The organism is Streptomyces sp. NPDC057963, from assembly GCF_042887155.1.
Classification (GTDB): Bacteria; Actinomycetota; Actinomycetes; order Streptomycetales; family Streptomycetaceae; genus Streptomyces.
Window position 1 is genome coordinate 234,401 of sequence record NZ_JBHVPX010000012.1, and the last position, 20,837, is coordinate 255,237.

Annotated in this window: 11 protein-coding genes; 8 read left to right on the forward strand and 3 right to left on the reverse strand. The window is 73.3% G+C overall.

Annotated elements, in window-relative coordinates; translation table 11 throughout:
- Together ACFVT1_RS27175 and ACFVT1_RS27180 are read left to right on the forward strand one after the other, a co-directional pair.
- Positions 1-9,975 carry an amino acid adenylation domain-containing protein gene (locus ACFVT1_RS27175; protein ID WP_389800052.1) on the forward strand — a complete coding sequence of 3,325 codons (9,975 nt, stop codon included), beginning with the start codon at positions 1-3 and terminating at the stop codon, positions 9,973-9,975.
- Positions 9,972-11,372, forward strand: coding sequence for an MDR family MFS transporter (locus ACFVT1_RS27180; RefSeq protein WP_389800053.1), 1,401 nt, complete (start codon positions 9,972-9,974; stop codon positions 11,370-11,372). Before ACFVT1_RS27175 ends, ACFVT1_RS27180 begins: the two co-directional genes overlap by 4 nt.
- 86 nt (positions 11,373-11,458) lie before the next feature.
- Here ACFVT1_RS27180 and ACFVT1_RS27185 read toward each other — a convergent pair whose 3' ends face one another.
- Positions 11,459-11,857 (reverse strand): DUF6221 family protein, encoded by a 399-nt coding sequence (locus ACFVT1_RS27185; RefSeq protein ID WP_389800055.1) that lies wholly within the window; start codon positions 11,855-11,857, stop codon positions 11,459-11,461.
- A 275-nt stretch (positions 11,858-12,132) separates the two neighbouring features.
- Between ACFVT1_RS27185 and ACFVT1_RS27190 the strand changes: the two genes are divergently transcribed.
- Together ACFVT1_RS27190 and ACFVT1_RS27195 are read left to right on the forward strand one after the other, a co-directional pair.
- Positions 12,133-12,903: a dienelactone hydrolase family protein gene (locus ACFVT1_RS27190; protein ID WP_389800057.1), complete on the forward strand. Its 771-nt coding sequence runs from the start codon at positions 12,133-12,135 to the stop codon at positions 12,901-12,903.
- A 134-nt stretch (positions 12,904-13,037) separates the two neighbouring features.
- Positions 13,038-14,915, forward strand: a complete 1,878-nt coding sequence (locus tag ACFVT1_RS27195; protein WP_389800058.1) for a transketolase — start codon at positions 13,038-13,040, stop codon at positions 14,913-14,915.
- Here the strand turns inward: ACFVT1_RS27195 and ACFVT1_RS27200 are convergent.
- Positions 14,868-15,518 carry a helix-turn-helix domain-containing protein gene (locus tag ACFVT1_RS27200; protein WP_389800060.1) on the reverse strand — a complete coding sequence of 217 codons (651 nt, stop codon included), beginning with the start codon at positions 15,516-15,518 and terminating at the stop codon, positions 14,868-14,870. The genes ACFVT1_RS27195 and ACFVT1_RS27200 overlap by 48 nt on opposite strands.
- Before the next feature lie 92 nt (positions 15,519-15,610).
- Between ACFVT1_RS27200 and ACFVT1_RS27205 the strand changes: the two genes are divergently transcribed.
- The gene (locus ACFVT1_RS27205; RefSeq protein ID WP_389800062.1) at positions 15,611-16,585 is read left to right on the forward strand and encodes an NAD(P)/FAD-dependent oxidoreductase; all 975 of its coding nucleotides are present in this window, start codon (positions 15,611-15,613) and stop codon (positions 16,583-16,585) included.
- A gap of 277 nt (positions 16,586-16,862) precedes the next feature.
- Here ACFVT1_RS27205 and ACFVT1_RS27210 read toward each other — a convergent pair whose 3' ends face one another.
- Positions 16,863-17,804, reverse strand: a complete 942-nt coding sequence (locus tag ACFVT1_RS27210; RefSeq protein WP_389800064.1) for a fumarylacetoacetate hydrolase family protein — start codon at positions 17,802-17,804, stop codon at positions 16,863-16,865.
- Positions 17,805-17,904: 100 nt separating this feature from the next.
- Here ACFVT1_RS27210 and ACFVT1_RS27215 point away from each other — a divergent pair, with 100 nt between their 5' ends.
- From ACFVT1_RS27215 to ACFVT1_RS27225, 3 genes are all read left to right on the forward strand, one after another.
- Positions 17,905-18,471 carry a TetR/AcrR family transcriptional regulator gene (locus tag ACFVT1_RS27215; protein WP_389800066.1) on the forward strand — a complete coding sequence of 189 codons (567 nt, stop codon included), beginning with the start codon at positions 17,905-17,907 and terminating at the stop codon, positions 18,469-18,471.
- 96 nt (positions 18,472-18,567) lie between these two features.
- Positions 18,568-19,083: a VOC family protein gene (locus tag ACFVT1_RS27220; protein ID WP_389800068.1), complete on the forward strand. Its 516-nt coding sequence runs from the start codon at positions 18,568-18,570 to the stop codon at positions 19,081-19,083.
- On the forward strand, positions 19,080-20,780 hold the full coding sequence (locus ACFVT1_RS27225) for an FAD-dependent monooxygenase (protein WP_389800070.1): 1,701 nt from the start codon (positions 19,080-19,082) through the stop codon (positions 20,778-20,780). Before ACFVT1_RS27220 ends, ACFVT1_RS27225 begins: the two co-directional genes overlap by 4 nt.
- The last annotated feature ends 57 nt before the right edge of the window (positions 20,781-20,837 follow it).

Genomic DNA, 20,837 nt, shown 5'->3' on the forward strand with positions numbered 1-20,837 from the left:
TTGAGCCCCGCAAGCGTGTCCTCGGACGGCCTCCTCGCCCTGACCGGTGCCCAGTTGGGCATCTGGAACGCGCAGCGCCTGGAGCCCGACTCGCCGTACTACCTGGTCGGCGACGTGGTGGAGATATCCGGCGGCGAACCGGTCGACGTGGACGCGTTGGCCGAGGCGGTCCGGGCGACCACCGAGGAGGCCGAGACCCTGCGGCTGCGGGTGTACGACACCCCGGACGGGCCACGCCAGGCGGTGAGTGACGAACCGGTCGAGCCGCCCGAGGTGGTCGACGTCCGCGGTGCGGCCGATCCCGTGGCCGCGGCCCACGCGCTCGTCGACGCCGAGCGGGCGCGGGCGGCCGAGGCATGCCGGGGGATGGTGGACCGGGCGCTGTACGCACGCACCGTCATCAGGCTGTCCGACCGCGAGGTCTGGTACACCCAGCTCGGCCACCATCTGGTCTTCGACGGCTACACCGCCGCGATGCTCGCCCGCCGCACCGCGGCCCGCTACACCGCCCTGGTGCGCGGGACCGAGCCGCCGCGGCCGGCCTTCGGCGGATTCGCCGGCCTCGTCGCCGCCGACCGGGCCTACCGCGACAGCGACCGGTTCGCCGAGGACCGCGCCTACTGGGTCGAGCGGTTCACCCCGCTGCCTGAACTCGGCTCCCTCGACGAACTGGACCCGGCCGCCGGTGCGCCCGACCGAACTCTGACCGCCCGCGCTGTCGTCACACCCGACGAGACGGCCCGGCTGCGCGCGTTCGCCGACCGGGAGGGCGTCACCTGGGGCGAGGCGCTGATCGCCGGCTACGCCGCCTTCCTGCACCGCATGCTGGGCCGCACCGACGTGGTGTTCGCCATGCCGCTGATGTGCCGGGCGGGCGCGACGGAGCTGCGCACCCCCGCCATGGCCGTCAATGTGCTGCCGCTGCGGGTGACCGTGCGCGGCGGAGACGGGCTCGGGGAACTGAGCCGGCGGGTCGCCTCCGCCATGCGCGAGATGCGCGACCACCAGCGGTACCGGGGCGAGGATCTGCCGCGGGACCTCAACGTGCCCGGCGCGGGCGCGCTGTTGCACGGGCGCGGGATCAACCTCAAGGCGTTCGACCTGGCGATCGACTTCGCCGGGGCCGGCGGTGTGATGCGCAACGTCGCGGGCGGTCCGCCGGAGGACATGGGCCTGAGCGTCCTGCCGACCCGCGACGGCGGGCTGCTGCTCGGCTTCGAGGTCGACGCCCGGTCCAAGGACCAGGCCGCCGTCGACGGCCTGCTGTCCGGGCTGCGGGCACTGCTCTCCGGGCTGACCGACGGCCTGCCCGTCGGGCGGATCGCCCTGAGCGACGACGCGGACCGGCTGCCGGCGGACTGGTGCCCGCCCGCGCTGCCCGGCACGCCGGTGGACGTGCCGACCGCCTTCGACACGATGGCCGCCGCCGGTCCCGACCGTACGGCCCTGGTGTGCGGTGACGACCGGCTGTCCGCGGCGGAGCTGGCGCGCCGGGTGCACCGGCTGGCCCGTGCGCTGCGGGCCCGCGGGATCGGCGCCGAGGATGTCGTGGCGCTCGCGCTGCCGCGCTCGGCCGACTCGGTGGTCGCGCTGCTCGCGGTGCTGGACGCGGGCGCCGCGTTCCTGCCCCTGGACGCCGCGCACCCGCCCGAGCGGCTGCGCGAGCTGATCGACGACGCCCGCCCGGCGCTGGTACTGACCGCCGGCGCGGTCGGCGGTCTGCCGTGGAGCACCCTGCTCCGCGAGGCCGCCGGGCTGTCCGGCGCGCCCCTGACGGCCGATGAGCTGGCCGAGCCCCGGCACCCCGAGCACCTCGCCTACGTCATCCACACCTCCGGGTCGACCGGACGCCCCAAGGGCGTGCTCGGCCGGGTCGGCGGCCTGGCCGCGCTGCTGCACCACCAGCGGTCGACGCTCGTCGCCGAGGCCGAACGGGCCGCGGGCAGGCGGCTGCGCGCCGCGCACACCTACTCGTTCGCCTTCGACTCCGCGTTCGACCACCTGGTGTGGCTGCTGTGCGGGCACGCACTGTACGTCTACGACGCCGAGACCGCCCGCGACGCCGACGCCCTGCTCGCCGCGTACGCCCGCGACGGCATCGACATCGTCGACACCACGCCGTCGATGGCCTCGCCGCTGGTCGACGGCGGGCTGCTGGATCGGCGGCCGGCACTGCTGGTCCTCGGCGGCGAAGCCACCCCGCCCGCGCTGTGGCGGCGGGTGACCGAGTCGGGGATCACCGCGCGCAACATGTACGGGCCGACCGAGGCGACCGTGGACAGCACCACCGCGCGGATCGACGGCGGCGAGCCGACGATCGGCCACCCCCTCGCGGGTACCCGGATCTACGTGCTGGACAGCGCGCTGCAGCCGGTGCCGCACGGCACCGCGGGCGAGCTGTACCTGGCCGGGCCGCACCTGGCCCGCGGCTACCTCGGCAGGCCCGGGGCGACCGCCGAGCGCTTCGTCGCCGACCCGTTCGGCGCGCCGGGCGAGCGGATGTACCGCACCGGCGACCTGGCCCGGTGGGTGCCCGGCCGGGGCCTGGAGTACCGGGGCCGGGGCGACGGGCAGGTCAAGATCCGCGGCCACCGGGTGGAGACCGGTGAGGTCGAGGCGGCGCTCGCCGCAGTGCCCGGGGTCACCGCGGCGGCCGTCGCGGTGCGGTCGTCCCGGCTGGTCGGCTACGCCGTGTCCACCTCGGTCACCGGGGACGAGGTACGTGCCCACCTGGCCGAGCGGCTGCCCGAGCACATGGTGCCCGCGGCGGTGGTGGTGCTGGCAGGGCTGCCGGTCACACCCCACGGCAAGCTCGACCGCGCCGCCCTGCCCGCGCCCGCGCTGCCCCGCGGCGGCCGGGAGCCGAGCACCGAGCGGGAGCGGCTGCTGTGCGCCGTCCTCGCCGAGGCGCTCGACGTCGAACGGGTCGGCGTGGACGACGACTTCTTCGCCCTCGGCGGGGACAGCATCACCGCGATCACCGTCAGCAGCCGGCTGCGGGCCGTGGGTCTCGGGCTGCGGCCACGGGATCTGCTCGCGCGCCGCAGCTTCGCCGCTCTGGCAGCCTCCGCCGACCTGTTGGAGGAGGTTCCCGAGCCGGTGGACGACCCGATCGGGCCCGTTCCCGCGCCGCCGATCGCGCGCGGCCTGCTCGACCCGCATCCGAACGTGGACACCGTCGCCGGATACGCGCAGTGGACAGCCCTGCGGGTCGACGCACTCGACCACGCCGACCTCGTCACGGGCGTGCAGGCGGTGCTCGACCACCACGACGCGCTGCGGCTGCGGGCAGGCGACGGTCTGGAGGTACTGCCCCGCGGCGCAGTGCGGGCCGTCGTCGACGAGGTCCACGGCGAGGACGTGACCGCCCTCGCCCGGCGGCTGGCGGCGGAACTCGACCCGCGGTCGGGAGATCTGCTGCGGGCAGCCCTGCTCCGTACCGGCGACGACGCATCGGACCGGCTGGTCGTCGTCGTGCACCACCTCGCCATGGACGGCGTGTCCTGGCGCATCCTGCTGCCCGACCTGTACACGGCCTGCACGGGCGGCACTCTCGACCCGGTCGGGACGTCATGGCGGCGGCACGCCGTGCTCCTTGCCAATCAGGGGGAGTCCGGTGCGCGACGGGGCGAACTCGACCACTGGCGGACCGCGCTCGGCTCCGCGTCCCGGCTGGGCGCCCGCCCGCTGGACCGGACGCGGGACACCGTGTCGACCGCCCACCGGTCGGTGACGGTGGCCTCGGCCGAGGCCACCGAGGCGCTGCTGACCACGCTGCCCGCGGCGTACCGCGCCGGTGTCGACGAGGTGCTGCTGGCCGCGCTCGTGCTCGCCCTGCGGGGCTGGGGCCTGCGCGGCGACGCGGTGACCGTTTCGATGGAGGGCCACGGCCGCGAACACCTCGACCTGTCCCGCACGGTCGGCTGGTTCACCAGCGAGTACCCGGTGCGCGTTCCCGCGTCCGACGACGTGGGGCAGGCGCTGCGCGCCGCCAAGGAGGCCCGGCGCGGCGTCCCCGACGGCGGCGTCGGCTACGGCGTCCTGCGCCACCTCGACCCGGAGGCCGGCCGCGAGCTCGCGGCCACCCCGCCACCGGACGTGCTGCTGAACTACCTGGGCCGGTTCGCCCCGTTGTCCGGAACCGGATGGCGCCTGCCGGAGCACGACGCCTTCTCGGTGATCGAGCCCGGCGCCAAGGCCCTGGATCAGGTGCTGGCGCTCAACTGCTTCGTCCACGAGGAGGGCGCGCCACGGCTCGCCGTCGAGTGGACGGCCGCGACCGGGGTGCTCGGCGCCGACGCGGTGGAGGACCTCCAGCAGGCCTGGGCCGCGGCTCTGGACGCGTTGGCCGCGCACGCGCTCCACACCCCCGGCGGGCTCACCCCGTCGGACCTGCCGCTGGTCGGCCTCGACCAGGCCGCCATCGACGCCCTCGAACGCACCGGCCGCGTTGCCGACGTCCTGCCCGCCACCCCGCTGCAGGTCGGGCTGTCCTTCCACACCCTGGTCCGCGACGACCAGGACACCGACGTCTACGTCGTCCAGGCCGTGACCACCCTGGCCGGTGAGCTGGAACCGGACCGGATGGCCGAGGCCGCACGCGAACTGCTGCGCCGCCACCCCGCCCTGCGCGTGTACCTGGGCACGGCCGGCGACGACGTGGTGCAGGTGGTCCCCGCGGACGTCGCCCTGGACTGGCGGGAGGACGACCGGTTCCCCGAAGCGGCCCGCGCCGAGCTGGAACGCCCGTTCGACCCGGCCCGACCGCCGTTGATCCGCTTCCTGCTGTCCCGGGTCGGGCCCGCCGAGCACAAGCTGGTGATCACGAACCACCACGCCCTGCTCGACGGCTGGTCGATGCCGCTGGTCGGCCGCACCCTGCTCGCCGTCTACGCCGAGCTGAGCGGCGGCCCCGCCGCACCCGCCGCCCCGCCGCTGTCGGAGTACTTCCGCTGGCTGGCGGGCCGGGACCGCGAGGCATCGCTCACCGCCTGGCGGGACGCGCTGGCCGGCGTCGACGACGCGACGAGGCTGGCACCCGCGACCACCGGGACCGGCGTCGAACGGCCCGGCCGCGAGACCGTCGGGCTGGGCCGCGAGTTCAGCGACCGGTTGCGCGCGTTCGCCCGCGAACAGGGCGTCACCCTGACGACGGTGCTCCAGACGGCATGGGGCCTGCTGCTGGGCAGGCTCACCGGACGCCGCGACGTCGTGTTCGGCTGCCCGGTGTCCGGGCGGCCCGCCGAGGTCGACGGCGTGGAGTCGATGATCGGCCAACTCGGCACCACGATCCCGGTGCGCGTCCGGCACAGCCAGGACCGGACCGCTCTGGACCTCATGGCACACGTGCACGCCGAGAGCGTCGCACTGGCCGAGCACCACCACGTCGGCCTGCCCGAGATCCAGCGGGCGGTGGGCATCGGCGAGCTGTTCGACACGATGCTGGTCATGGAGAACTTCCCGCTGTCCAGCCGGAAGCGCACTCCGCTCGCCCCCGGGCTCGACCTGGCCGGGGTGGACATCACCGACGCCACGCACTACGCGCTGACCGTCATCGTGATTCCGGACGAGGAGATCACGATCGGCCTCGGCTACCAGCCGCGCGCCTTCGCCGCGGCGACCGTGCGCGACTACGGCCGCTGGCTGCACAACCTCCTGCGGGAGATCGTCGACGACCCGGCACGGCCCGCGATCCGGCTGCCCGCGCTCGACCCCGACGAGCGGGCGCGAATGCTGCGCACCGGTACCGAAGCCGTCCCCGCCAGGGCCCGCGGCCACTGGCTGGACGAGTTCGCCGCCTGGGTGCGCCGCAAGCCCGGCGCAGAGGCACTGGTCTGCCGCGACCGCAGCCTCGGCTACGCCGAACTGGACCGGCAGGCCAACCGGCTCGCCCGAGCGCTGATCGCGCGCGGGGTACGGCCCCAGGACCCGGTCGCGGTCCTGCTCGGACGCGACATCGAGATGACCGTGGCCCTGTTCGGCGTGGCCAAGGCGGGCGCGGTGTACGTACCGATGGACGCGAGCTACCCGCGCGAGCGGCTGGCCCACATGTTCGACGACATCGCCCCGGCAGCCGCCGTGACGACCGGCGCCGAACTGCCCGTCGACCGCGAGATCCCGGTCCTGCGGCTGGACGACCCCGCCACACTCGCTTCCGTGCCGGACACCGACCCGGCCGAGGCACGCGCCAGGCTCACCGAGGACGCGCTCGCCTACGTCATCTACACCTCGGGCACCACCGGGCGGCCCAAGGGCGTCGGTGTGACCCACCGGGGCGTGCCCGACCTGATCGCCCTGCAGGAGGAGGTCGTCGGGGTCACCGAGCACGACCGGTACCTGCACTTCGCGTCGACCGGCTTCGACGTCGCGTTCTGGCAGACCATGGTGCCGCTGCTCTCCGGCGGCACGTCCGTGATCGCGCCCGAGGAGGTGCGCGTCCCCGGCGACGAACTGCTCGACTACATCGTCGAGCACCGGGTGACCGGAGTGAACCTGCTCCCGTCGTTCCTGGCCGCGATGCCCGACGACCGTACCGTCGACCCCGACGTGTTCTTCGTCGTCGGCGCCGAGCGCCTCGACCCCGAGCTGGCGCGACGCTGGGGCGAGGGCCGCAGGGCGCTGTTCAATGCCTACGGGCCGACCGAGGTCACGATCAACTCCACGACCTGGCACTACGACCCGGACGACGCCGGGCCGCTGCCGATCGGCCGCCCCGACCCCCACGTCCGCGCCTACGTCCTCGACGGCGGGCTCCAGCCGGTCGGCGTCGGCGTCACGGGCGAGCTGTACCTCGCCGGGCCGAGCCTGGCGCGCGGTTACCTCGGCCGACCCGGCCTGACCGCCGCCACGTTCGTGGCCGACCCGTTCGGCCCGCCGGGCGAGCGGATGTACCGCACGGGCGACCTGGTGCGGTGGCGGCCGGACGGGCAGCTGGTGTTCCTCGGCCGCGCCGACCACCAGGTGAAGATCCGCGGCTTCCGGGTCGAGCTGGGCGAGATCGAGTCCACTCTGACCAGCCATCCCGACGTGCGCGCCTGCGCCGTGATCATGCGGGAGGGCCGGCTCGTCGGCTACATCGTCCCGACCGACGGCGCCGACCTGGATACCGCGCGGGTGCGCGAGTACCTGGGCGGGGAGCTGCCCGACCACATGGTGCCGACGGCGCTCGTGCCGATCGACCGGCTGCCGCTGAGCCCCAGTGGCAAGCTCGACACCGCCGCACTGCCGGCTCCCGAGACCGCGGCCGCCGCGCGGCGCGAACCCGCCACCGAGGCCGAAGCGCTGCTGCTCGGCGTGTTCCGGGACGTCCTGGGCACCGACGAGATCGGCCCCGACGACGACTTCTTCGCCATCGGCGGGGACAGCATCGTGTCGCTGCAAGTGGTGTCGCGGGCCCGGCGCCGAGGGCTCGGCCTGAGTGCGCGGGACGTGTTCGAGGGAGAGACGGTCGCCGGGATCGCGGCGCGGGCTCGCGCCCTCGACGGCGGCGAGGCACCCGCGGTCGGGGACGCGCCGCTGACCCCGATCATGCGGGACCTGCTGCGCCGCGCAGGGGCCGCCGCGGACGGATTCTGCCAATGGGTGGAGATCTGCGTCCCGCCGGGCGGCGACGAGACGGCCTGGCGGGCCGTGCTCGACGCGCTCCTGGCCCGTCACGACGTGCTGCGGGCCCACCTGACCGACGACACGCTGCGCATCCCGCCGGTCGGCGCGGTGACCGGCGCCGAGGTGCTGACCTGCGTAGAGGCGGCGGACGACCTGCGGGCCCCGGTCGACTCCCGGATCGCCGCGGCCCGGGATTCGATGGACCCGCGCACCGGTCCTCTGCTGCGCGCGGTGTGGGTGAACGCCGGGCCGGACCGGCCGGGCCGGCTCGTCCTGATCGCGCACCACCTGGTCGTCGACGGCGTGTCCTGGCGCGTCCTGCTGGACGACCTGGAGCACGCGTACTCCGGTGGATCACTGGACCGGCACGGCCAGTCGTTCCTCGGCTGGGCGCGTTCGCTGCGCGACGCCGACCGGCGGGCCGAACTGCCGCACTGGCAGCGGATGAACGCCACACAGGCGCTCGCCCGCCCGCTCGATCCCGCCCGGGACACCGTGGCCACCGCGGCCCACCACGAGATCCGGCTCGACGCCGACTCGACCCGCGCCCTGATCACGACCCTGCCGGCCGCCTACCGCACGACGCCGGACGCCGTGCTGCTGACGGCGCTCGCGCAGGCGGTACGGGCCTGGCGCGGGACCCCGGAGGTGCTGGTCGCGTTGGAGAGCCACGGCCGCCCGCGGCAGGTCGACCTGTCCCAGACCGTCGGCTGGTTCACCGCCGTCCACCCCGTGCGGCTCGACGCGGGCGACGACGTGAAGGCGGTCAGGGAGCGGCTGCGCGCGCAGGGCGACGGCCTCGGTCACGGCATTCTCACCGCGGCGGGTCTGCTGGACCCCGTGCAACCGGAGATCGCGTGGAACTATCTCGGCCAGTACCCCGGCGCCCCGGCTCGGGAGACGCCGTGGCAGGCGCCTCCGGACGCCGACCCACTCGGCTCGAACGGCTCCGACGCGATGCCCCTGCCGTACAGCCTGATGGTCAACGCCCTGGTACGCGACGACGCGCTGGGGGTCCGGATCACCTGGCCGTCCGCGCTGTTCACCGCCGCCGAGGTCGAGGACCTGGCCGAGAACGTGCGGACCGCGCTCCTGCGCACCGCCGCCGCACCGGAGATCAGGGCGCTCGACCGCGACCGCCCGGTCGCCGGCGTGCAGCCGCTCACGCCGTTGCAGGAGGTGATGCTGCGGCACTCGCGCACCGAGCACCCCGACCCGTACACCGTGCAGTCGGCGTTCTCCCTCGCCGGCCGGCTCGACCTCGATGCGCTGCGCGCCGCGGGCGCCGACCTGCTGACCCGTCACCCGAACCTGGGCGCTGTGTTCCCGGCGGCCCTGGCGGTGATCCCGACGTCGCCCCGGCCGGACTTCCGCGTCGCCGACGGGCCGGCCGAGGAGGTGCTGGCGGCCGATCTGGCCGAGCCGTTCGACCTCGCCCGGGGCCCGCTCTTCCGCCTCACCGTCGTCCGGCACGGATCCGAGCGCGCCGACCTGGTCCTGACCAGCCATCACGTGCTCTCCGACGGCTGGTCGGCCCCGCGCATCCTGACCGAGCTGTTCGCCCTCTACACGGCGAGGATCCACGGCGAGGCCCCGGACCTGCCCGCCCCCGTGCCGTTCGCCGACTACCTGCGCTGGTGCGCCGACCACGAGCCCGACCTCGGCGCCTGGGCGGCCGAGCTGGACGGTCTGCCCGAGGGCGACTACCTGGGCGACGGCGAACCCGGTCCGGCCTGGCAGGAACCCGAGGTCATCGAGTTCGACGCGGCACTGGTGGCCGACCTCACCGGCCTCGCCGCCCGGCGCGGCCTGACCCGGAACACGCTGGTGCAGGGCGCGTGGGCGGTGCTGCTCGCGCGGCGATCCGGTCACGCGGACGTCTGCTTCGGCGCCATGGTCTCCTGCCGTCCCCCCGAGTTGGAGGGCGTCGAGGAGATCATCGGACTGCTGGCGAACACGGTGCCCGTACGGGCACGGCTCGGTGGCACATTCGCCGACACACTCGCCGACCTGCAGGCCCGGCAGCGGGCCCTGGTCGAGCACCACCACGTCGCCCTGTCCGACCTGGAACGGCTGACCGGGCGGCGCAGGCTGTTCGACAGCATGGTGGTGTTCGAGAACTACCCGGTCGACCCGGACCGCCTCCGTGAACCCGCCCCCGGGGTCACGGTCGTCGCAACCCGCTTCCGCGAGGCCACGCACCACCCGGTGACCTTGACCGTCATGCCGGACGGCGACGGCTGGACCGGCGTGCTCGCCCACCGGGCCGGGGCGGACGCCGACGGGCTCGCCGGGGAACTGCTCGACCTGCTCCGAACCCTGGACAAGCACCTGGACAACGACGTGCTCGACCTCCTGGAGGACCGATGAGCGGGGACGTCGCGCCGCCCGCCGAGCGGGTGGACCGACAACTGCTGCGGGTCGCGTTCATCCTGGTACTCGGCACCTTCATGGCCACACTGGACGCCACCATCGTCAGCGTCGGAATCGACGCCCTGACCGACGAGTTCCGCGCGTCCGTCGCGGAGATCCAGTGGGTCACCACCGCCTACCTGCTGGCCGTGGTCGCCGCCGTACCCGCGTCCGGCTGGCTGGCCGACCGGTTCGGCGGCCGGCGCACATGGCTCGCCGCCGTGGGCGTGTTCCTGCTCGGCTCGGTCCTGTGCGCGTCGGCCCGGTCGGTGACCGGCCTGATCGTGTTCCGGGTGGTCCAGGGCCTCGGCGGCGGACTGCTGCCCGCGACCGGGCAGGCGCTGCTGGCCCGCGTCGCGGGCCCCGGCCGCACCGGGCGGGTGATCAGCGTCGTCGCGGTCGTCCCGCTGCTGTCACCGGTGTTCGGCCCGCTGATCGGCGGCTCCATCCTCGAAGTGGCGCCCTGGCCGTGGCTGTTCCTGGTCAACCTGCCGATCGGTGCGGTCGCGGCCCTGCTGGCCCGCCGCCATGTGCCCGCACTGCCGCCGTCGACGCGGCGGACGGCGTTCGATCTGAGAGGGGCCCTGCTGCTCTCGCCCGGCCTGGCCATGCTGGTGTTCGGGCTGACCGAGGTCGCCCACGGCCGCACCCTTCCGGCCACGGCCGGTGTGTCTGCGGGGCTGGCGATGCTGGCCAGCTTCACCGTGCACGGGCTGCGGAGCCGCCGCACACCGCTGGTCGACCCCCGGCTGTTCGCCCGGCCGCCCTTCGGTGCCGCCGCCGTCGCCCTGCTCGTACTGGGCGCGTCGGTGTTCGGCACGATGTTCCTGCTGCCGCTGTACTTCCAGACCGGCCGCGGCATGTCGGCGTGGGAGGCCGGGCTGCTCCTCGCCCCCCAGGGGCTGGGCGCGGCGGCCGGGTCGGTGCTGGTCAACCGCACCATCAACAAGGTCGCGCCGCGGACCCTGGTGGTCACCGGCATCGTGCTGATTCTCGCGGGCACGGTTCCGTTCACCCAGCTCGGCCACGAGCTCCCGGACGCCGTGATCGCCTCGGCGCTCGCGGTCCGCGGCTTCGGGATGGCCATGGTCGGCGCACCCGTGATGAACATCGTCTACAGCCGAATCGAGCCCGAGCAGCTCCCGGGTGCGTCCGGAGCGCTCAACCTGCTCAACACCGTGGGCGGTTCGGTCGGCACCGCGGCCCTCGCCGTGGTCCTGCAGAACCGGCTGTCCGCCCGCGGCCCGGACATCTCCGGGGCGTTCGGCGACACCTTCTGGTGGGTGCTCGGTTTCTGCCTGTTCGCCGCCGCCGGGGCCACGCGGCTGCCCCGGACCCGGGTCGGGAAGCCATGATGTGACCGCTGACCGCTGACCGCTGACCGCCGCCTGCCGAGGTCGCCGCAGCGGCAGGCGGGGACGGCGGCGGTCGGCGCCGGACGCTACTGGATGAACCGCGGCAGCCACCTGGCCCGGTAGTCGGGGTGGCCGGCGTGCTCTGCGGCCATCTGCCGGACGGCGAAGCCCAGTCCGACGGCGCGGCCGGACGAGAAGTCGTGCTCGGGGCGGTCGGTGTCCCTGTCGGCGACCTCCGCGTACTCGTCGAGGAGAACCCTGCTCGTCTCGATGCGGCGACAGGTGCGCGCGGGGTCCTGCAGGGCGATGTGCTCGTCGAAGCCGCGATTCCGGACGGTGAACGCGATGCCGCCGGAGCGGTCGTGGATTTCGCCGGGCACGTCGGCCGGGCGCCGCCAGTTGTCTCCGCCCGCCGCTTGCGCGATCTGTTCTTCCTCGGCCAGGCGCGCCCGCACAAAATCGATCATGTCGGAGTTGTCTGTCATCGCGGGTTCGAGTCCTTCTCCGTCTTGGCTCCCTGCCGGGAACTGCACCTACAGTCCGCTCGAGTGCTGTCCGTCCGCCTCGTTCACCGGGGCTGCCGGACGACGATACCGATTCGGAAGACCCGCATATCGTCCGCAACGGCTGTCCGCCCGTGTCCGGTCGTGGCCGGTCACACCGGTCAGGGCGTTGCCGGTCGTCTACGATCACTGACCGCAACCGCGCCCCTCCTGCCCTGGGTACGGAGGAGCACCAGCCGAGAGAAGAGAGCCCGCCCATGCCCTCCGTGCGTGGAACATCCGTGGACATCCCCACACAGGACGGTGTCGCCGATGCCTACCTGGTCCGTCCCGACGACGGGAGCCCCCACCCGGCGGTCCTGCTCTACATGGACGCATTCGGAATCCGCCCCCAACTGAGGAAGCTGGCCGACCGCCTCGCCGGAGCCGGCTACACCGTCCTGCTCCCCAATGTCTTCTACCGCCATGGGCGAGCGCCGGTGGTCGAGCTGCCCGACTTCATCGACCCGGCCCGACGCCCCGAGGTCTTCGAGCGTCTCGGCCCGATCCTGCAGTCGCTGACACCCGACGCGGCGATGCGCGACGCCGGCGCCTACCTGGACTGGCTCGCCGACTGCCCCCTGGCCGCCGACGGGCCGGTCGGTGCCACCGGCTACTGCATGGGCGCCGGCCTCGCCCTGCGCACCGCGGGCACGTACCCGGAGCGGATCGCGGCAGCGGCCGGCTTCCACGGCGCGCGCCTGGCCACCGACTCCGCCGACAGCCCGCACCTGCTCGCCGACCGGATCACCGCGGAGCTGTACTTCGGCCACGCCGACCAGGACCCCTCGCTGCCTCCCGAGCAGATCGACCGCCTCGACGAGGCTCTCACCGCATCGGGCGTGCGCCACCGCAGTGAGGTCTACACCGGTGCACATCACGGTTTCACCCAGGCCGACACCGCCGCGTACGACAGGACGGCGGACGATCGCCACTGGGCGGCCCTGACCTCGCTCCTGGACCGCACCATCGGACCGGCACGCGCCTGAATCGCGGCCCCCGCGCCATGGACATACGGTCGGCAGGGGGCACAGACGCCGCGCGCAGCCCCTGCGCGCGGCCCGCGAGCCCGCGGCCGTCGAACGCCCGGACCGGCGCAGGCAGGACGAGAGAGGAGGCCGCGATGACGGCCCAGAACACCCACACCGTGTCCCTCGGGCCCGACAGCGGCCTCGACCAGGTCTTCCAGCTGGCTCAGCAACTGCGAGTGGACTCCGTCCGCGCCAGCACTGCCGTCGGTTCGGGCCATCCCACCTCCAGTCTGTCCGCGGCGGATCTGATGGCCGTCCTCATGACACGCCACCTGCGCTACGACTGGCAGAACCCGAAGAACCCGGACAACGACCACCTGATCTTCTCCAAGGGCCACGCCTCCCCCCTGCTGTACGCGATGTTCCTCGCCGCCGGGGCGATCGGCGAAGAGGAGCTGATGACCACCTACCGCCGCAACGGCGCCCGGTTGCAGGGCCACCCCACCCCGGTCCTGCCCTGGGTGGACGCCGCCACCGGTTCGCTGGGCCAGGGGATCGCGTACGGCGTCGGCATCGCGCTCGCCGGACGCGACCTGGAACACCGGCCGTACCGCGTGTGGGTGCTGTGCGGCGACAGCGAAATGACCGAGGGGTCGGTGTGGGAGGCCCTGGACAAGGCGGGCCGCCACCGCTTGGCCAACTTCGTCGCGATCATCGATGTGAACCGTCTCGGTCAGCGGGGCCCCACGGAGCTGGGCTGGGACACCGGTGCCTACGCCCGCCGGGCCGAAGCCTTCGGCTGCCGCGCCCTCGTCGTCGACGGCCACGACCTCGCGGACATCGAGCAGGCCCTGGTCACCGCGGGCGACGGCCAGGCTCCCACCGTCGTCGTCGCCAGAACCGTCAAGGGGCAGGGTGTCTCCGAGGTCGCGGACGCCGAGGGCTGGCACGGCAAGGCGCTGCCCGACGACCTCGCCGCACGCGCCATCACCGAATTGGGCGGCGTACGCCACCTCACCGTTCACGGCCACCGCCCGCCCGCCGCCTCCGCCCCGGCCCCGGCCGCTCCTGTGCAGGTGACGCTGCCGCGATTCCGTACGGGCGAATCCGTCGCCACCCGTGTCGCCTTCGGCAAGGCGCTCGCCGCGATCGGCGCCAGGCCCGACATCGTGGCCCTGGACGCCGAGGTGGGCAACTCCACCCACGCGGAGGACTTCGGCAAGGCGCACCCCGAGCGGTACTTCCAGACGTACATCGCCGAGCAGCAGATGATCGCCAGTGCCGTCGGCATGGCCGCACGCGGCTACCGGCCCTACGCCACCACCTTCGCGGCCTTCCTCACCCGAGCCCATGACTTCATCCGCATGGCGGCCGTCTCCCAGATCTCCATGAGCCTGTGCGGCACCCACTGCGGTGTCGAGATCGGCGCGGACGGCCCCTCCCAGATGGGCCTGGAAGACCTCGCCATGATGCGTGCCGTCCACGGGTCGACCGTGCTCTACCCCAGTGATGCCACATCCGCCGCCGCCCTGACCGCCGCCATGGCCTACCTGGACGGCATTTCCTATCTGCGCACCACCCGGGGCTCCTATCCCGTCCTCTACGGACCCGACGAGACGTTTCCCGTCGGCGGGTCCAAGACCCTGCGCGCGAGCGACGACGACCGGGTCACTCTCATCGGCGCCGGCGTCACCGTCCACGAATGCCTCGCAGCCGCCGACCGGTTGGCCGCCGACGGCGTCCCCGTCCGGGTGATCGACCTGTACTCCGTCAAGCCACTGGACCTCGACACGCTCGCCCGCGCCGCCCGGGAGACGGGCGCCCTGGTCGTCGTCGAGGACCACCACCCCGAGGGGGGCATCGGCGAGGCCGTGCTGTCCGCACTCGCCGCACAGCGACTCGCTCCCGCCGTCGCCCACCTCGCCGTACGCAATCTGCCGGGCTCCGGCACGACGTCCGAACTCCTCGACGCCGCGGGCATCTCACGCGCCCACATCGTCCGGACCGCCCAGGACCTCGCCCGTCGCTGAGCGCTGCTGTCCCGGGCTGGTGCGGGAGCGGGGCGCGGCGCGGACGTGCATGCGTTCCCCCTGGCGGCCGAAGAGATTGAGGATCTCGACGGGGGAGTCGCCCGTGGGACCGAACCAGTGCGGCAGGCGGGTGTCGAACTCGGCTGCCTCGCCCGGACCCATGACCAGGTCGTGGTCGGCCACGACCAGCCGCAGGCGCCCGGACAGGACGTACAGCCACTCGTAACCCTCGTGGGTGCACGGCTCGGGCCGGTTCTGCTCGGCGGGGATGACCGACTTCCAGGCTTGCAGAGGCCCCGGATGGGAGGTCAGGGGGATCACCGTGCGTCCGTTGCGGACGCGGGGCGTGGACCGGATCCGCGGGTCGCCCACCTCGGGCGCCCCCACCAATTCGTCCAGCGGCACCTGGTGGGCCTGCGCGAGGGGCAGCAGAAGCTCCAGACTCGGGCGGCGCTGACCCGACTCCAGCCTCGACAGGGTGCTCTTGGAGATGCCCGTGGCCTCGGCCAGCGCCGACAGCGTCACGCCGCGCCGGGTGCGGATGTGCTTGAGGCGGGGGCCGACCTGGGCCAGCGCGGCGGCGATCGGGGAGTGTTCTTCCATGCCCTCATTTCACCTCCCATTTCCCGAAAATGGCAACAGGAGTTGTCGATATACCAACAGGGGACGCAGCATCGGGCTCGGAGGTGATCGTCATGACCAAGGTGACGAACGAACAGAACGACGACACGCAGCGGGCCGGTGACGAGGTCCACGACGTGGTGGTGATCGGCGCCGGCGCGGCCGGCCTGAACGCGGCCCTGCTCCTGGGAAGGGCCCGCCGCAAGGTCGCGGTGATCGACGCCGGCGAGCCGCGCAACGCGCCCGCCGCGCACATGCACGGCTTCCTGTCCCGGGACGGGCTGCCCCCGGCGACCCTGCTCGAACTCGGCCGCGCCGAGATCGCCCGGTACGGCGTACGGCTCATCCGGGGCCGGGTGGAACAGATCGACCACGGCTACCACGTCCGCCTGGAGGGCGGGCCGGTGCTGAGGGCGCGCCGCGTCCTGGTCGCGACCGGGCTGCGCGACGGGCTGCCCGACATCCCCGGAGTGCGTGAACGGTGGGGCAAGGATCTGCTGCACTGCGCGTACTGCCACGCCTACGAAGTCCGGGACCAGCCCCTCGCCGTGCTCGGCACCCACCCGGGGGCGGTGCACCAGGCCCTGCTCCTGCGTCAGTGGAGCGACGACGTCGTCCTCCTGCGGCACACCCTGGATCTGACGGCGGACGACGCGGAACGGCTGGCGGCGCGCGGTGTGCGCACCGTCGAGGGGGAGATCGAGCATCTCGTCGTCGACGGCGGCCGGCTGCGCGGCATCGCGATCACCGACGGCCGTATCGTCCCCCGTGGCGTCGCCTTCCTCTTCCCGCGCCCGGTCCCCAACGACGCGTTGCTGACCCACCTGGGCTGCGACAAGGACGACAACGGCTGGGTCGCCACCGACCGCACCGGCCGTACCAGTGTCTTCGGCGTCTGGGCGGCCGGCAACGTCGTCGACCCGCGCGCCCAGGTCGTCACCGCCGCCGGAATGGGGTCGGCCGCGGGCTTCGCCCTCAACGCCGACCTGCTGGAGGAGGACGTCGACCGCGCCGTGGAGCGGCGCCGCGCCGGCACAGGGGGTGCTTGAGGCCGCCGCGCCGCCCCGTCGGCCTGTCCCGGCCGGCACCCCGTCCGCGCCCTCGCGCCCCGGGGCCCCTGGAAGCCCGGCTCGTGCTGCCACGCCGACACCGTTCCCGGGTGAGCACATCCGTGAAGGCGCGGAGACCGCTCCGCATGCCTGCGGCCCGGACGACCCTGCGTGCTGCGACCGGAGAGTGCCACGGTCTCGTTCGCGCGGGAGTCGGCCGGGGTGGCCGGGCGGGGCGGGGCTCCTCCGCCGTACGGTGCTCTCCGCTCTCCGGCCGTCACGCGCCCGCGCTGTTGCCCTCGGGGGCGGCCGCCACGCGATTGCGGAGCGTGCCGATGTGCTCGACCTCGACCTCGACGACGTCGCCGGGGCGCAGATGGCGACCGGAGAACACGCCGGCGCCGCGCGGCGTTCCGGTGAGGATCACGTCGCCGGGTTCGAGGGTCTGGTAGTGCGAGAGGCAGGAGATCAACTCGGCCACACCGTGAATGAAACCGCTGGTGCGATCGTCCTGGCGTACCTCGCCGTTGACCACTGTGCGCAGCCGCAGATCGAGCGGCTCGGCGAATTCGTCCGGGGTGACCAGGCAGGGGCCGAGTGGCTTGAAGGTGTCGAAGCTCTTGGCCACGCCGATGGAGGCGGTCGGATCGCCCGACATCGCGCGCTGCTGGATGTCGCGTGCCGAGACGTCGTTGGCGATGGTCAGGCCGGCCAGGTGGCCCGCCGCGTCGGTGGTGCCGACGGCGCGCGCGGGCCGGCCGATGACGGCCGCCACCTCGCCCTCGTAGTCGACCTGTCCGGCCGCGACCGTGGGGAGGCGGATGTCGTCGCCGGGGCCGGTGACCGCGGAGCCGGCGACCACCTGGAAATTCGGCTCCGTGGGCAGGGTGATGCCGGGCCGCCCCATCGCGGCGAACATCTCCCGCGCCTCCTCCGCGTGGCTGGGGTAGTTGAGGCCGACGATCAGGATCTTTCCGGGCCGGGGAACGGGGGCATGCACACGGACCTCGTCGAGAGCGACGCGCCGGACGACCGCCGCCGCGCGGGCCGCCTCGATGCCGGGTCCGCGCAGGAGGGCGCCCAGGTCGGTCGAGGGGAGATCGAGCAGGGAGAGCTCGCCGGGGCTCTCCTCCCTGGCGATGCCCAGGGCTGTGCTGTACAGACGCATCACGGACTCCCGAGTGGTGGAGAAGAGCACGTTCTCTTGCTTAAGAGTCAAGAGTGCTCTTGTCTGAAAGTCAAGAGTTCATCGGCTGCCGGGCCGCTGCTTCCCGGTGCCGTGGGCGGGGGTCGCGGGACGGCCCTTAGGCTGGGTTGTTATGCCACGGAACCGTCAGCAGATCCCGAAAGCCGAGCGTGAGGCCGTCCTGGTCGACAGCGCCTGGGAGCTCTTCGCCGTCAAGGGATACAAGGGGACCAGCCTGGCCGAGGTCGGCAAGGCGGCCGGCGTCGCGGCCAACGCCGTGCGCTGGTACTTCCCGACCAAGGACGACCTTTTCGCCGCCACGCTGGACCGCCTCTTCCTGCGCGAGCGGGAGCGCGTCGAGGCGGATCCCGTGATCGGGGGCGACCCGCGGCGGCAACTGGTCACGTTCCTGGTCGATCTGGAGGCGTATCGCGGTCTGCACCGGGAGGCGTACGACCGCATGGACGAGTCGCCCGCCCTCGCCGATGTCTACTCCCGCCTGCGGGAGTGGTTGGAGGGCCGCCTGCTCGCGGCCGTCGCGAGCGGGCTGCCCGAGGGGCTCGATGCCGCTCCCGTGGCGGACATGGCCCATGTGCTCTTCGAAGGGCTGCTGGTCAGTGTCCGGGGGCTGGACCGGCCGACCGAGGAGTTCGTCGACCTCCTCGTGGAGGCGCTGGTGGCCGTCGCGGCGGCACGCTGACCGCGATCTCTTGACCGCCATACAAGAAGCTGCCTACAGTTCTCTTGTATGGCGACCAAGAGGGTTGCCGTGCCCTCGACAAGGAGGTCGCCGCCCATGGCTTCTCCAGGCAAACTTGCCCACATCGTCCTGCGCACCGGCCGTCTGCCAGTCATGACCGCGTGGTACGTACGCGTCCTCGAAGGCCGTGTCACCTTCGCCAACGAAGCCCTCGCCTTCCTGACCTACGACGACGAGCACCACCGTGTCGCGCTGGTCGCCACCGGAGCGTCCGAGCGTCCGACGGACGCGCACACCGGTCTGCACCACGCGGCCTTCACCTACGACACGATCGGAGATCTGCTCGGCACGTACCGGCGGCTGAAGGAAGAGGGCATCGTGCCCTTCTGGTGCATCAACCACGGGCCGACCACCTCGATGTACTTCGAGGACCCCGACGGCAATCACATCGAGCTCCAGATCGACAACTTCGCCACCGCGGAAGCCCTCGACGAGTGGTTCCGGTCCGGAGCCTTCCAAGCCAATCCGATCGGGGTCGAGTTCGACCCCGACGACCTGGCGCGCCGCTTCGACTCGGGTGAGTCCTTCACCGAACTGGTCAGGCGCGCATGACCGGCATCGACGCCCCGGTGGTCATCGTCGGAGCCGGCCCCGTGGGGCTGGCCACCGCGCTCGTCCTGGGCCGGCACGGCGTCCGCAGCGTGGTCTTCGAACAGTACGGCGGGATCAATCCGCACCCCCGGGCCCATGTCGTCAACACCCGGTCCATGGAGCTGTTCCGCACCTGGGGCATCGCGGACGCCGTCCGTGCGGACGCGGTCGACCCGGCATGGGCCGGCACCATCCTGTGGAAGCAGACCCTCGCCGGGGAACCACTGGGCCGCATCGGCGTCGGCGAAGGCCCGGAGGACCAGCTGCTGCGCCGGCTCCACGCCTCCGCCGAGCAGCTCACCTCCTGCGCCCAGGACCGTGTGCAGCAACACCTTCTCGACGCGGTCCTCACTCAGGGCATGGCCGACGTCCGCTACGGCACCACCGTCGTGGAGGTGACCGACCACGGCGATTTCGTCGACGTCACCGTGGAAGGCGTGGGCGAGCGGCAGATCCTGCGCACCTGTTACGCCGTGGCGGCGGACGGGGCGACCGGGGGCATGCGCGACAGCCTCGGCATCGCCACGGACGGCTCTCCGGTCCTCGGCCACCAGCTGAACATCTACTTCCACGCCGATCTGTCCCCGTGGACGCGGCAGGATCCCGCCCTGCTGATCTGGTTGATCAACAGCGCCTCCCCGGGACTGCTGATCGGGATGGACGGCATCCGGAGGTGGACCTTCCAGCGGAGCTTCGACCCGGCTGTCGAATCGCCGCAGGACTATCCGCCCGAACGGTGCGCCGGAATCGTCCGGGACGCCGTCGGGGCCGGCGAACTCGATGTGGACATCCGCTCCGTGGGGTCGTGGACCATGACGGCCCGGACCGCCGAGACTTACCGCAGCGGCCGCGTGTTCCTCGTGGGCGACGCGGCGCACCAGTTCCCGCCGACGGGCGGCCTGGGCATGAACAGTGGCCTCGCCGACGCGGACAACCTCGGCTGGAAACTCGCCGCGGTGCTGGGAGGCTACGCCTCCGACACCCTGCTCGACAGCTACGAGCGGGAACGCCGCCCCGTCGCCGTCGACAACGCCCGCCACAGCATGGCCAACGCCGTCAGGATGGCAGAGGTCGGGACAGGGCCCGAGACGGACGGGACCGCCGCACGCCTCGCAAGCCCGGACCCGGTGGTCGCCGCGGCGGAACGCCGACGGATCGCGGCGGCCATCCCCGCACAGCGCCCGCACTTCGACGCGCTCAACCAGGAGATCGGGTACGTCTACGGAGCGGCCCGGCACGCCGGCGCCCCGCTCGCGGCCACCGAGTACACACCGGCCGGCACCCCCGGCGCACGACTTCCGCATGCCTGGGTCGAACGTGACGGGGAACGGGTGTCCACGCACGACCTCCTCGTGCCGGGCTTCACCCTCATCACGGGGGCCGGGGGAACCGCCTGGGCCGATGCCTTTGCGGAGACCGCGGAGACCGCAGCGGCCGCGGAGACCGTGGAGAGCGGGGAAGGCGTGCCGAAACGGACCGTCGTGATCGGCCGGGACGTCACCAGCCCGGACGGCCAGTGCCCCGAGCTGCTCGGGATCGGCGAGGAGGGGGCCCTTCTCGTCCGACCGGACGGCCACATCGCGTGGCACAGCGCCGGGGGATCGTCCCCCGCGTCGGCACTCGCCGCCCTGCTCCACGGGGCCGAACCGCCCGCCTAGGAGCTGTTCGACCGCAGCCGGAGGGCAACGGCCCCGTCCCGCCGCGGACCGCGTGCG